Source organism: Rhodopseudomonas telluris, assembly GCF_042432815.1.
Lineage (GTDB): Bacteria > Pseudomonadota > Alphaproteobacteria > Rhizobiales > Xanthobacteraceae > Rhodopseudomonas > Rhodopseudomonas telluris.
On record NZ_JBHLWM010000005.1, the window covers coordinates 966669 to 979082 of the forward strand.

At 66.1% G+C, this 12414-nt stretch carries 11 protein-coding genes; 6 read left to right on the forward strand and 5 right to left on the reverse strand.

What is annotated here, in order from left to right:
• Nucleotides 1-129: 129 nt before the first annotated feature.
• The 3 genes from ACFFJ6_RS16045 to ACFFJ6_RS16055 all read right to left on the reverse strand — a co-directional run bounded on the left by ACFFJ6_RS16045 (nucleotide 130) and on the right by ACFFJ6_RS16055 (nucleotide 2783).
• Entirely contained in the window at nucleotides 130-525 is a 396-nt protein-coding gene (locus tag ACFFJ6_RS16045) for a thioesterase family protein (protein ID WP_378389439.1), read from the reverse strand.
• Between the two features lie 236 nt (nucleotides 526-761).
• Entirely contained in the window at nucleotides 762-965 is a 204-nt protein-coding gene (locus tag ACFFJ6_RS16050) for a tautomerase family protein (RefSeq protein WP_378389441.1), read from the reverse strand.
• Nucleotides 966-1163: 198 nt separating this feature from the next.
• Nucleotides 1164-2783, reverse strand: a complete 1620-nt coding sequence (locus tag ACFFJ6_RS16055; RefSeq protein ID WP_378389443.1) for a histidine--tRNA ligase — start codon at nucleotides 2781-2783, stop codon at nucleotides 1164-1166.
• Nucleotides 2784-3017: 234 nt separating this feature from the next.
• On the opposite strand from ACFFJ6_RS16055, the gene aptA reads away from it, so the two are divergent.
• The 3 genes from aptA to ACFFJ6_RS16070 all read left to right on the forward strand — a co-directional run bounded on the left by aptA (nucleotide 3018) and on the right by ACFFJ6_RS16070 (nucleotide 6815).
• Entirely contained in the window at nucleotides 3018-4364 is a 1347-nt protein-coding gene (gene aptA / locus ACFFJ6_RS16060; RefSeq protein ID WP_378389445.1) for an omega-aminotransferase AptA, read from the forward strand.
• A gap of 105 nt (nucleotides 4365-4469) precedes the next feature.
• Complete coding sequence (locus ACFFJ6_RS16065; RefSeq protein ID WP_378389447.1) at nucleotides 4470-5948, forward strand: EAL domain-containing protein; 1479 nt, start codon at nucleotides 4470-4472, stop codon at nucleotides 5946-5948.
• Between the two features lie 12 nt (nucleotides 5949-5960).
• A complete protein-coding gene (locus ACFFJ6_RS16070) occupies nucleotides 5961-6815 on the forward strand; it encodes a TIGR01459 family HAD-type hydrolase (RefSeq protein ID WP_378389449.1) in 855 nt (284 codons plus the stop codon).
• Between the two features lie 255 nt (nucleotides 6816-7070).
• On the opposite strand, the gene ACFFJ6_RS16075 is transcribed toward ACFFJ6_RS16070, so the two are convergent.
• Nucleotides 7071-7466: a chemotaxis response regulator CheY gene (locus ACFFJ6_RS16075; RefSeq protein ID WP_054162290.1), complete on the reverse strand. Its 396-nt coding sequence runs from the start codon at nucleotides 7464-7466 to the stop codon at nucleotides 7071-7073.
• A 318-nt stretch (nucleotides 7467-7784) separates the two neighbouring features.
• On the opposite strand from ACFFJ6_RS16075, the gene ACFFJ6_RS16080 reads away from it, so the two are divergent.
• Complete coding sequence (locus ACFFJ6_RS16080) at nucleotides 7785-8642, forward strand: 23S rRNA (adenine(2030)-N(6))-methyltransferase RlmJ (RefSeq protein ID WP_378389452.1); 858 nt, start codon at nucleotides 7785-7787, stop codon at nucleotides 8640-8642.
• 273 nt (nucleotides 8643-8915) lie between these two features.
• Complete coding sequence (locus tag ACFFJ6_RS16085; RefSeq protein WP_054162291.1) at nucleotides 8916-9128, forward strand: cold-shock protein; 213 nt, start codon at nucleotides 8916-8918, stop codon at nucleotides 9126-9128.
• A gap of 262 nt (nucleotides 9129-9390) precedes the next feature.
• Here the strand turns inward: ACFFJ6_RS16085 and ACFFJ6_RS16090 are convergent, their stop codons facing one another.
• A complete protein-coding gene (locus tag ACFFJ6_RS16090) occupies nucleotides 9391-10014 on the reverse strand; it encodes an outer membrane protein (protein ID WP_378389455.1) in 624 nt (207 codons plus the stop codon).
• A gap of 302 nt (nucleotides 10015-10316) precedes the next feature.
• On the opposite strand from ACFFJ6_RS16090, the gene uvrC reads away from it, so the two are divergent.
• The gene (gene uvrC / locus ACFFJ6_RS16095; protein WP_378389457.1) at nucleotides 10317-12401 is read left to right on the forward strand and encodes an excinuclease ABC subunit UvrC; all 2085 of its coding nucleotides are present in this window, start codon (nucleotides 10317-10319) and stop codon (nucleotides 12399-12401) included.
• The last annotated feature ends 13 nt before the right edge of the window (nucleotides 12402-12414 follow it).

Sequence of the window (12414 nt, forward strand, 5' to 3'; positions counted from 1 at the left end):
ATACCCACGGTGTTCGTGGTCGGCACTGGCGTCGCCCCCGTGCAATAGCAACAAGTACAGGGGCTATGGATTCCGGGTTCGCGCTACGCGCGCCCCGGAATGACTCGGGGAGAGGTTCAGGAGGTACTGCTACCAATCCTTGAATCGCTTGGTGAACGCCTCGACGTCGATCAGGCCGCGCAGGTGCTTGCCGTCGCCGATCTTGCGCGCGCCGACCCAGCAGGCGACTTCGAAGCCGATGGTGCGCTGCTCGACCGAAATCACTTTCGACGTCGTCCGCACCACCTGCCCGACCAGCGCCGGCGTCAGGTGGCGGATGTCGACGCCGGTGCCGACGGTGACCCAGCCCTGCGGCAGCGCCGGATGGATCGCCTCGCCCGACGCCATTTCCATTTCCAGAATCATCAGCGGCGTCGCGAACACCGGCGGCATATAAGGCACGAAATGCTGCACCGTCTGCTCCAGCGCCACCGTGATCTGCCGCTCGGCGCTCATGCCGACGGAGAGAATATCGCGCGCGTCCATGAGGGCCTCGCAGTCTTGGCGAATGATTTTTGGCGTGTTTGCCATCCGGCGATCACTTCAAATTCGTCATTCCGGGGCGCGCCTCTTGGCGCGAACCCGGAATCCATACCCCCAGTTTCAACGATGAGTACGAGCCTGGCAACCTGGCGGCCAAGCATCAAACACAGGGGTTATGGATTCCGGGCTCGCCGCTGCGCGGCGCCCCGGAATGACGAACGAGAGAAACGTGAAGGCGCTTACTTCGCCTGCTCGGCCTTGCGCTCGACGAAGGTCTTGCCGCCCTTCATCTTGTTGGCGAGCGGGGCTTCGTTGATCTGGATGACGACGTCTTCGGCCTTGACGCCGAGATGCTTGACCATCGCGTCGGAAATGTCGCGCATCACCGCGGTCTTCTGCTCGTCGGTGCGGCCGACGGCGAGGTTGATGGTGATCTCGGGCATCGTGGTTCTCCCTGGTGTCGCGCGCTAAGCGCTGTTGTTGTGTCCTTCTCCCCTTGTGGGAGAAGGTGGCGCGGACGCAGTCCGCGACGGATGAGGGAGACCTGTAAGCTCGGCGACGGCCCTCGCCCCCTCACCCCGCTTCGCTGCGCGAAGCGACCCTCTCCCACAAGGGGAGAGGGTTAAGTTCGCGCCTCGACCTTAACTCCAATTCACCCCGCGGCGCTGCAGCAGATCCTGCACCTTGGCGACGAGCTCATCCTCACTGCAGGAGAACTGCGCCTCGGCCTGCTTCTTCAGATATTCGTCGCGGTCCTTTTCGAGCGACGCCAGTTCGGCGCCGAGGATCAGGTCCTTGATCTGGACGATGCCCTGCGCCTTCTCGTCCGAGCCCTGGATGATGGCGCAGGGCGAGTTGCGCTTGTCGGCGTATTTCATCTGCTGGCCGAGCGAGTGCTTGGGATTGCCCAGGTACAATTCGGCGCGGATGCCGGCGCTGCGCAGCGTCGCGACCATCTTCTGATAGCCGGCGATGTCGCCGCCGAACACGGTGACCACCACCGGCCCCGGCTGCGGCTTCTTACCCAGCTGTCCAATCAGCGTCAGCGCCGCCTGCAGCCGCGACACGCCGATCGAGAACCCGGTCGCCGGCACCGGCTCGCCGCGGAAGCGCGACACCAGGCCGTCGTAGCGCCCGCCGCCGCCGACCGAGCCGAACCGCACCGAACGGCCCTTCTCGTCCTTGGTGTCGAGCAGCAGTTCGACCTCGTAGACCGGGCCGGTGTAGTACTCGAGGCCGCGGACGACGGAGGGATCGATGCGGATCTGATCCTCGGTGTAGCCGGCGGATCGAGCTAGCTCTGCAATGTTGGAGAGTTCATTGAGCCCTTGTCGAGCTACGGAGTTACTTCCAAATTTCTCGAGCAAACTCTCGATCGTCTTCTCGTTGTTGAAACGATAACTTCCAGCGCTCGTTCCATCGGCGTGTACGAACGGCATTGGCTTGCCGCGGTCACCCGGCTGCTCGTTGCCTACATACTCTAGCGGCATCAACTGCTGTGACTCAGCGTATTCAATCACGAGTTTTGCTTCGGCGTCGCCGAGGCCAGCGCCTTTTGTGAAGTCGCCTTTTCCTTCTTCGCCACCGTCCCAACGGCCAGGGCCGAGCAGCTTGGCTACTTCTTCTTTTGAAAACTTGTCGAGCTTATCGATCGCCCGCAGCACCGTCAGCCGGCGCCCGGCATTCTCATCACCGCCGAGCCCGATGCTCTCCAGCACCCCGTCCAGCACCTTCCGATTATTCACCTTCACCACGTAGCTGCCGCGCGGGATGCCCAGCGCTTCCATGGTGTCGGCCGCCATCATGCACATCTCGGCGTCGGCGGCGGCGGTCGGCGCGCCCACCGTGTCGGCGTCGAACTGCATGAACTGGCGGAAGCGGCCGGGGCCGGGCTTTTCGTTGCGGAACACCCAGCCGAACCGATAGCTGCGATACGGCTTCGGCAGTGCATCAAAATTCTCGGCCACGTAGCGGGCGAGCGGCGCAGTCAGGTCGTAGCGCAGGCTGATCCACTGCTCGTCGTCGTCCTGCAGCGAGAACACGCCCTCGTTGGGGCGGTCCTGATCGGGCAGGAATTTGCCGAGCGCGTCGGTGTATTCGAACGCCGGGGTTTCGACCGGCTCGAAGCCGTAGCGTTCGTAGACCTCGCGGATCTTCTCCACCATCGCGCGCGTCGCCGCGATCTCGGCGGGGCCGCGATCGGCGAGGCCGCGCGGCAAACGGGCGCGGAGTTTCTGCGGTTTCTTCGGTTTGTCAGCCATGGTCGCCTTTTCAGCTCAGGGCCGGGTTGGTACCAGCCGTCCCGCCGTGCAGCAAGGCTGGGCTGTGTGATCCAGCGCAAATCGCAGGCCGATTGCGTGGTTTATGAGCGTCGGCAGCCCCTATCGGATGGAAGCCCCACGCAAATGTGCGGGCTCGCGGCATTTCCGTGCCAGCCCGAAGCTGCTAGCCTGCCGCGCCGTCCGCAAACCAGCCCCGCGCATATGAGGAGCGCTATGTTAGACAAGAGCAAGCCCACGTCCGCCGTCAACGTGCCGAACGACCTCGAGGCGTTCTGGATGCCGTTCACTGCGAACCGGGCCTTCAAGCGCGCGCCGAAGATGATCGCGGGCGCCAAGGACATGCATTATTTCACCACGGACGGCCGCAAGATCATCGATGCCGCGTCGGGCATGTGGTGCAGCAACGCCGGCCACGGCCGCGATCAGATCTCCGCGGCGATCGCCGCGCAGGCCGAGGAGCTCGACTTCTCGCCGCCGTTCCAGTTCGGCCAGCCGAAGGCGTTCGAGCTCGCCAGCCGGATCGCCGATCTGGCGCCGGCCGGGCTCGACCACGTGTTCTTCTGCAACTCCGGCTCGGAAGCCGCCGACACCGCGCTGAAGATCGCGATGGCCTGGCAGCAGATCCGCGGCCAGGGCTCGCGCACCCGCTTCATCGGCCGCGAGCGCGGCTATCACGGCGTCGGCTTCGGCGGCACCGCGGTCGGCGGCATCGGCAACAACCGCAAGATGTTCGGCACGCTGCTCAACGGCGTCGACCACCTGCCTGCGACCTATGATCGCGACAAGCAGGCGTTCAGCAAAGGCGAGCCGGAGTACGGCGCGCACTTCGCCGACGCGCTCGAGGGCCTCGTCAATCTGCACGGCGCCAACACCATCGCGGCGGTGATCGTCGAGCCGATGGCCGGCTCCACCGGCGTGCTGCCGGCGCCGAAGGGCTATCTCAAGCGCCTGCGCGAGATCACCAAGAAGCACGGCATCCTGCTGATCTTCGACGAAGTGATCACCGGCTATGGCCGCCTTGGCTTCCCGTTCGCGGCTGAGCGCTACGGCGTCACCCCGGACATGATCACTTTCGCCAAGGGCGTCACCAACGGCGCGGTGCCGATGGGCGGCGTGATCGCGTCGAGCGAGATCCACGATGCCTTCATGACCGGGCCGGATTACGCCGTCGAGCTGTTCCACGGCTACACCTACTCGGCGCATCCGCTGGCCTGCGCGGCCGGCCTCGCCACGCTCGACATCTATCGCGACGAGAAGCTGTTCGAGCGCGCCAACGCGCTGGAGCCGAAATTCGCCGACGCGGTGCTGTCGCTGAAGTCGGAGCCGAACGTCCTCGACATCCGCACCGTCGGCCTGACCGCCGGCATCGACCTCGCGCCGGTCGGCGAAGGCCCCGGCAAGCGCGGCTTCGAGGCGATGAACTCCGCCTTCCACGACCACGACCTGATGCTGCGCATCGCCGGCGACACGCTGGCGCTGACCCCGCCGCTGATCATGAGCGACGACCAGATCGGCGAAATCGTCGACAAGGTCGCCAAGGTGATCCGCGCCGTCGCCTGACGACGCCCGGCGCCCCTGTCCCGATCCCGGATGCGGCGGACGAATCCAGTGGACTCGTCCGCCGAATCACCAATGATGCGGGATCGGCAGGGAATCCGGCGCTGAATGATCCGAGTTTCGACCCTTTTCATCGCGATCTGCATGGTGCTGATCTCCGTGTCGCTGGGCACGGTGGTGTACGCGCTTGCCGGCTTCAGCGCGCTGCAATCCGCCATCGTGGCGCTGGCGGCGCTCGGGCTGTTCATTTTGTATCAAGCGGTCTCGATCCGGCTGGGTGACCGCTCCGACGCCAGCCACCAGATCGCCGACCTGTCGAACGGAACCGCCGACCTCGCCCGCCAGATCGCCGAGTTCGGCCGGCGCCTCGCCGCCGTCGAGGCCAAGGTCATCGCCGCGAATACCGCCAGCCAGGACCGCACGCAGGTCGCGCTCAACGAGATCGGCGAACTCGGCGTGCTGGTGAAGCAGCTCGCCGCCTCGGTCGCCACTCACGAGGACATGCTGATGGCGGCCGCCTCTGGCGCGGCGCCGCAGCCCCAGCCGCTGCTCGATCCCGGCGCCCGGCTGCCCGATCAGCAGGGCATCCAGCCGCCGCCGTCCGCCGAACCGATGGCCCTGACCGAACTCCCGGCCGCGCCCGCCCCGGCTCCGGCGGCGCCCAAGCCGGCCCGGACCGCGCCGCAACTGCTCGAAGCCGTGCGCGGCGCCGTCGAGCACGGCCGCCTCGACATCTATCTGCAGCCGCTGGTGACGCTGCCGCAGCGCAAGGTCCGGTTCTACGAGATCGTCACCCGGCTGCGCGACGGCAACGACCAGATCCTGACCGCGCAGGAATTCCTCACCGCCGCCGAGACCGCCGGCCTGATGGGGCGGATCGATCACGCCGTGATGCTGCGCGCCGTCCAGGTGCTGCGCCGGCTGATGGTCCGCAACAAGGACGTCGGCGTGTTCGTCAACATCGCCGGCGCAACGCTGTCCGACGCCGCCGCCTTCGCGCAGTGCCTCGACTTCCTCGAGGCCAACCGCGCGCTGGCGCCGTCCTTCGTGCTCGAATTCAAGCAGGCGACGCTGCGCAAGCTCGGCCCGCTGGAAGCCGAGCATCTCGCGGCGCTGGCGCAGCGCGGCTACCGGTTCTCGATCGACCACGTCACCGACCTGCGGTTTGAGCCGCGCGAACTCGCCGACCGCGGCGTGCGCTTCATCAAGGTGCCGGCCGCGCTGCTGCTGGAGGAGCGCGAACGCCCCGCCGCCGACATCCATCCGGCCGATCTGTCCGATCTGCTCGGCCGCTTCGGCATCGACCTGATCGCCGAGCGGATCGAGGGCGAACGCGCCGTGGTGGACCTGCTTGACTACGATGTCCGCTTTGGGCAGGGATTCTTGTTCGCGGCGCCGCGTCCGCTGCGGCCCGAGACCGCTCCCACGCCAGCGCCGACCGCCGCCTCCGGCGACAAGGCCAAGCAGGATACCCCTCCGTCCCATGATCCAGGCCCCACCTCGAAGGGCGAACTCGCCCGGATCGAACCGGCGCGCGTCGTCACCGGCGTCGCCGCTCTGGCCCGCCGCGCCGTCGGCCCGTTCTGACCGTCTCTGCCGATGACCACGTTGCGTTTCGTCGAGCACCTGCGCGAGCTGGTGCCGTCCGTCGATGTCGTGCTCAGCGACATCTGGGGCGTGGTCCATAACGGCCTGGAGTCGTTCCCCGAAGCCTGCGAGGCGCTGCGCACCGCGCGGGCCGAAGGCCGCACCGTGGTGCTGATCACCAACGCGCCGCGTCCGGCGGATTCGGTGCAGCGCCAGCTCCGCAAGCTGCACGTGCCGGACGATTGCTACGACGCCATCGTCTCGTCCGGCGACCTCACCCGCATCTACGTGGCCGAGCACCCCGGGCAGTCGATCTATTGGCTCGGACCGGATCGCGACAATTCGATCTATCGCGGCCTCGACGCGGTGCTGACGCCGCTCGACAAGGCCGACTACATCATCTGCACCGGCCCGTTCGACGACGAGACCGAGTCGGCCGAAGACTATCGCGACATGATGGGCCAAGCGCTGGCCCGCAAGCTGACGCTGGTCTGCGCCAACCCGGACATCGTGGTCGAGCGTGGCGACCGGCTGATCTATTGCGCCGGCGCGATCGCCGAGCTGTATCGCGAACTCGGCGGCGACGTGATCTTCTACGGCAAGCCGCACCGGCCGATCTACGATCGCGCCATGGCGCTGGCCCGGGAGATCCGCGGCGCCGACACGCCGCTCGCCCGCGTGCTGGCGATCGGCGACTCGGTCCGCACCGATCTCACCGGCGCGCAGGCCTACGGCATCGACCTGCTGTTCGTGACCCGCGGCATCCATGCGGACGCCTTCGAAGGCATCGACCGCCTCGACCCCGCCGCCGTCACCGAACTGTTCGGCCATCCCCCGGCCGCCCTGACGCGCGAACTGCGCTGGTAGCTCCGCGCGCAACTCCGACTCCCTCGCGTTCGTCATTCCGGGGCGCGAGCGCAGCTCGCGAGCCCGGAATCCATACGCCGCAGCTTCGGTTGGGATGGCAGAGCGGCGGACGCTTCGTCCAAAAGGATAGGCTTGGGGTTATGGATTCCGGGCTCGCGCTACGCGCGCCCCGGAATGACGGGGAGAAGATGTGCGCAACAAAAAACGCGCTCCTCGCGGAGCGCGTTCAATTAGCTCTATGGATGCAAGCCCGGCTTACGCCGCGACGTGATCCGGGAACACCGCGTCGATCTTGGTCTTCAGCGTCGCGGCGTTGAACGGCTTGACGATGTAGTTGTTCACGCCCGCCTTCTTGGCGGCGATCACGTTCTCGGTCTTGGATTCCGCCGTGATCATGATGAAGGGGGTCTGCGACAGGTTGGGGTCGGCGCGGACTTCCTTGAGCAGGTCGTAGCCGGTCATCGGCTCCATATTCCAGTCCGAGATCACCAGCCCGTACTTCTTCGAGCGCATCTTCTCGAGCGCGGCCGAGCCGTCGCTGGCGTCGTCGATGTGCTCGAAGCCGAGCTGCTTCAGAAGATTACGAATGATCCGGATCATGGTGCTGTAATCGTCCACCACCAAGACCGACATTGACAAATCAACCGCCATCTTCAACTCCCAAGGGGCACCGCAACGGTGCGCCGAAACGCCCCAACGGTGGGCTCATTGTGTTCTGTGGAGGACCCGACTTGCGAAATGTCCGGTCCCGTCCGGAATTCAGAACTAGCACCGCTGATTAAACAGCCCGTTAATCGGCCGTCCGGGACGTTGCCGCCCCGCTGCTACAAGTTGCTGCAAATGAACACTTCTTGGGAGCCTCGGCGCTGCTCGCCTCCCCGTAATGATACGAGCCCGCGGCCGGCGCCGCCGAACAGCTGCCGTGGCCCGACCATGGCGGCCGGGCGGACCACCTGCTAGGGAGTGCGGATGAACTATCGCCATGCCTTCCATGCCGGCAACTTTGCCGACGTCATCAAGCACATCGTCCTGGTCCGGATCCTGACCTATCTGCAGGAGAAGCCGGCGCCGTTCCGGGTGATCGACAGCCATGCCGGCGCCGGGCTGTACGACCTCACCAGCGACGAGGCGCGCCGCGGCGGCGAATGGGCCAGCGGGATCGGCCGGGTGATGCAGGCGCGGTTCACCGACAAGGCCGGCGATCTGATCAAGCCGTATCTCGACATCGTCCGCGCCTTCAACCCGCAGCGCGAGCTGTCCGCCTATCCGGGGTCGCCGCTGATCGCCCGGGCGCTGCTGCGCCCGCAGGACAGCATGGTGGCCAGCGAACTGGAGCCGGTGGCGCGCAAGCAACTGATCGACGCGCTGCGCCGCGACACCCAGGCCCGCGTGGTGGATCTCGACGGCTGGAAGGCGCTGGCGGCGTTCGTGCCGCCGAAGGAGCGGCGCGGGCTGGTGGTGATCGACCCGTCCTTCGAGCAGAAGGACGAGTTCGAGCGGCTGGCCGAGGGCTTCTCCACCGCCTACGCGAAATGGCCGACCGGGGGCTATCTGCTGTGGTATCCGGCCAAGAACCGCCGCGCCACCGAGGCGCTGGCGCACCACGTCGCGACCACGGCCGCCGCCGGGGGCGAAGGCAAGTGCCTCCGCCTGGAGTTCAGTGTCGCCCCGCAGCAACCGGACGGCCCGCTGACATCGACCGGCCTGCTGATGGTGAATCCGCCCTGGACGCTGGCCTCGGAGTTGAAAGTCATTCTTCCCGAGCTCGAACGTCCGCTGGGACAGGGCGGTGTCAGCCGCTACCGCCTCGAGCTACCCAAGCCCTGATCACTCACGCAGTGACCATCAGAGTCCGGAAAAGTCGCATTTGAACCGTAGTCAATCCGCGCAAATCCGTATTATGCTGAGCTGATTGGACTGGCTTTACGTTCCGCTTCCGCGAATGGGGGCGGCGGAGTGACAAGGCCGTACTACTCGGACCGGGATTAGCAGCGGTCCACCTCTCGGCCGAACCTTCCGGCAGCGCAACGCCAGGTCGCACTGAAGCGCCTTCTTTTTATTTGTTGGCGCGACGGAAAGCAGGCGGGAGGAGTTTCCGGAATGCCTATGACGGGAACGGTAAAGTTCTTCAATGGAGAACGCGGCTACGGCTTCATCAAACCCGATGACGGTGGCCGCGACGTATTTGTTCATATCACTGCGGTCGAGCGGGCCGGCTTGAAGGACCTGACCGAAGGTCAGCGTATTTCGTTCGAAGTCGAGCCGGACAAAAAGGGCAAAGGCCCCAAGGCGGTCAATCTGGTAATTTCATAACCGTCGTGTTCGCGTCGCCAAGTACGGCGACGCTGCGACTGCGACCATCCGGCCGACTCTCGAAGGTGCAGGTGACGGCTCACTGCCGGAGCACGCGCGCGTCCGCCGTGCCGTCGCGACCCAAGTTGGCGTCGCCACGATGGCGTAGTGCGCCGATCGTTCGCCGCCGCGGTGTCTGCGGTCAAATCTGCACAAAAAAATCCCGGCCACGAGGGCCGGGAATGGTGATCGTCGAGTTTCTTGGTCGCGATAATCGCGATGCTTAGAAGTGATAGTTGATGCCCGCGCGCACGAGTCCGAAATTGTAGCCGTTCGGCGTGCCGGTGATGAAGAAGTTGTTGGTCGAGAGGCTGCCGTACAGATACTCGACCTTGGCGCTGAGCTTCGGCGCGAAGGCGAATTCGGCGCCGGCGCCGACGGTCCAGCCCGCCGAATTGTGGCTCTCCGACGCCAGCAGGTTCTGTCCCTTGAGCTGGCCGAAAGCGAGACCGCCGGTGGCGTAGAGCAGCACGTCGTTCATGGCGTAGCCGACGCGGCCGCGCGCGGTCCCGAACCATGGGTTCGAGAACTTGTAGGGCGCAAAGGTGTCGTCGGCGGTCGAGAACTGGATATCGCCCTCGAGACCGAAGACGATGTTGCCACTCTGCCAGTTGTAGCCGCCCTGCACGCCGCCCGAGAATCCGGACGGCTTGGTGATGTTGTTGGTGACGTTGCCGAACGAATAGCCGAGGTTGCCGCCCAGATAGGGGCCTGCCCAGCTGAACGCGTTCAGCGGTTGATTGACGGTGTAGGGCGTCCGCGAGCCGTAATAGCCCATGTCCGCCGCTTGGGCCGTCGAAACTCCTGCGGCGAGAATGGTCGCCGCCGCCATCGCAACTTTACGCATCTTACTCTCCTCGACGGCAGGAGCGCGGCTTTTGCGCGCCGTCCGCCCAGCCATCGGCACCTTGGGCCGAGGGAAAAAGCATCCGGGATGGTTACGGATTTCCACTTTTTTCCGGTAAGATTTATCGAGAGTTTTAAGTTAAGCGGTTGTTAAGCCGCCCGCGGTTCCAGATGTCGTTCTTAACGAAAGCTTACTTCCCAAGCTTCGGGGCGACAGCAAGGCGAGACGCGCACCGAATGCCGCATGTGGGTTCCGGGCCCGCCGCGCTGGCACCGCCCGGCGCAAGCGCCTAATTTAGGGCCATGACTCAAGACCCTGCCGAGACCCGCGACACGGCGGCCGCACCGCCTGCCGAAACGGCAGCGCCGTCGCCGGCCGTCCCCGACGTGAAGCCCCGCTCCGCCTCCGGCGCTCAGGACATCGATGCCGCCACCGCCTCGCTTACGGTCGAGGAGGACGAGGAGTCTCGCCTGCCCGACGTCGAGGACGACAGCGGCGAGGTCGCGGACGGCCCGCTCGCGGTCGGCCGCGCGGCGATCGAGCAGGCGGTGCGGCTGGCCCCCACTTCTCCGGGCGTCTACCGCATGCTGAACGCGGCCAACGACGTGCTCTATGTCGGCAAGGCCAAGAACGTGAAGAAGCGGCTGTCGTCCTATGCGCGGCCGACCGGGCACGTGATGCGCATCGCCCGGATGATCGCCGCGACCGTCACTGTGGAGATCATCTCGACCGCGACCGAAACCGAGGCGCTGCTGCTCGAAGCCAATCTGATCAAGCAGCTGCGGCCGCGCTTCAACGTGCTGCTGCGCGACGACAAGTCGTTTCCCTATATCCTGATCACCGGCGACCATTGGGCGCCGCAAATCCTGAAGCATCGCGGCGCGCAGACCCGGCCCGGCCGCTATTTCGGGCCATTCGCCTCGGTCGGCGCGGTCAACCGCACCATCACGGCGCTGCAGCGGGCGTTTCTGGTGCGGTCCTGCACCGACTCGTTTTTCGAAAGCCGCACCCGGCCCTGCCTGCTGTATCAAATCCGGCGCTGCGCCGGGCCCTGCACCAGCGAGATCGACTTCCCCGGCTATACCGAGCTGGTCCGCGAGGCGACCGACTTCCTGTCCGGCCGCAGCCGGGCCGTGAAGGGCCTGCTCGCGGCCGAGATGGAGAAGGCCTCGAACGAGCTCGAATTCGAGACCGCGGCGCTGTATCGCGACCGCCTCGCGGCGCTGTCGGCGATCCAGTCCCAGCAGGGCATCAACCCGCGCACCGTCGAGGAAGCCGACGTCTTCGCCATCTATCAGGAAGGCGGCTATTCGTGCGTCGAAGTGTTCTTCTTCCGCACCGGGCAGAACTGGGGCAACCGCGCCTACTTCCCGCGCGCCGAGAAGTCGTTCACCCCGGAGGAAGTGCTGGCCTCGTTCCTGGCGCAGTTCTACGACGACAAGCCCCCGCCCAAGCAGATCCTGCTGTCGCACGACATCGAGGAATGCGAGCTTTTGGCCAACGCGCTGTGCATCAAGGCCGGCCACAAGGTCGAAATCGCGGTCCCCAAGCGCGGCGAGAAGAAGGAGCTGGTCGCTCACGCCCTGACCAACGCCCGCGAGGCGCTCGGCCGCAAGCTCGCCGACACCGCGACCCAGACCCGACTGCTGGAAGGACTGGCGTCCACGCTCGGCCTGCCGAAACCGCCGCAGCGGATCGAGGTCTACGACAACAGCCACATCCAGGGCACCAACGCGGTCGGCGCGATGATCGTCGCCGGACCGGACGGCTTCATCAAGAACCAGTACCGCAAGTTCAACATCAAGTCCGAGGGGCTCACGCCGGGCGACGATTACGCGATGATGCGCGAGGTGCTGCAGCGCCGGTTCAAGCGGCTGGTCGCCAGCCGCGCCGAAGGCGAGGCGCCTGCGAAGGACGACGAGACGCCGCGGTGGCCCGACCTCGTGATCATCGACGGCGGCCGCGGCCAGCTCAACGCCGCGCGCGGCGTACTGGCCGAACTCGGGCTGGAGACCGAGGTGACGCTGCTCGGCGTCGCCAAGGGACCGGACCGCGACGCCGGCCGGGAAACGCTGTTCATGCCGGAGCGCGAGGCGATCAAGCTCGAGCCGCGCGACCCGGTGCTGTATTTCATCCAGCGGCTGCGCGACGAGGCGCACCGCTTCGTGATCGGCTCGCACCGCAAGCTGCGCAAGAAGGACATCCGCGAGGCCGGTCTGCAGGAAATCCCCGGCATCGGCCCGACCCGCAAGCGCGCGCTTCTCCACCATTTCGGCACGCTGAAGGAGATCGAGCGCGCCTCGCTCGGCGACCTCGGCAAGGTTCCGGGAATCAGCGCCGAAAGCGCGCGGCGGATCTTCGAATTCTTCCATCCGGGGCCGGCCTGACCCCCGCGCCCGA

Coding starts and splice junctions, on each gene's coding strand:
- ACFFJ6_RS16070 (WP_378389449.1), top strand. CDS start 5,961: ATGACCACGTTGCGTTTCGTCGAGCACCTGCGCGAGCTGGTGCCGTCC.
- ACFFJ6_RS16050 (WP_378389441.1), bottom strand. CDS start 965: ATGCCCGAGATCACCATCAACCTCGCCGTCGGCCGCACCGACGAGCAG.
- ACFFJ6_RS16080 (WP_378389452.1), top strand. CDS start 7,785: ATGAACTATCGCCATGCCTTCCATGCCGGCAACTTTGCCGACGTCATC.
- ACFFJ6_RS16090 (WP_378389455.1), bottom strand. CDS start 10,014: ATGCGTAAAGTTGCGATGGCGGCGGCGACCATTCTCGCCGCAGGAGTT.
- aptA (WP_378389445.1), top strand. CDS start 3,018: ATGTTAGACAAGAGCAAGCCCACGTCCGCCGTCAACGTGCCGAACGAC.
- ACFFJ6_RS16045 (WP_378389439.1), bottom strand. CDS start 525: ATGGACGCGCGCGATATTCTCTCCGTCGGCATGAGCGCCGAGCGGCAG.
- ACFFJ6_RS16085 (WP_054162291.1), top strand. CDS start 8,916: ATGCCTATGACGGGAACGGTAAAGTTCTTCAATGGAGAACGCGGCTAC.
- ACFFJ6_RS16075 (WP_054162290.1), bottom strand. CDS start 7,466: ATGGCGGTTGATTTGTCAATGTCGGTCTTGGTGGTGGACGATTACAGC.
- ACFFJ6_RS16065 (WP_378389447.1), top strand. CDS start 4,470: ATGATCCGAGTTTCGACCCTTTTCATCGCGATCTGCATGGTGCTGATC.
- ACFFJ6_RS16055 (WP_378389443.1), bottom strand. CDS start 2,783: ATGGCTGACAAACCGAAGAAACCGCAGAAACTCCGCGCCCGTTTGCCG.
- uvrC (WP_378389457.1), top strand. CDS start 10,317: ATGACTCAAGACCCTGCCGAGACCCGCGACACGGCGGCCGCACCGCCT.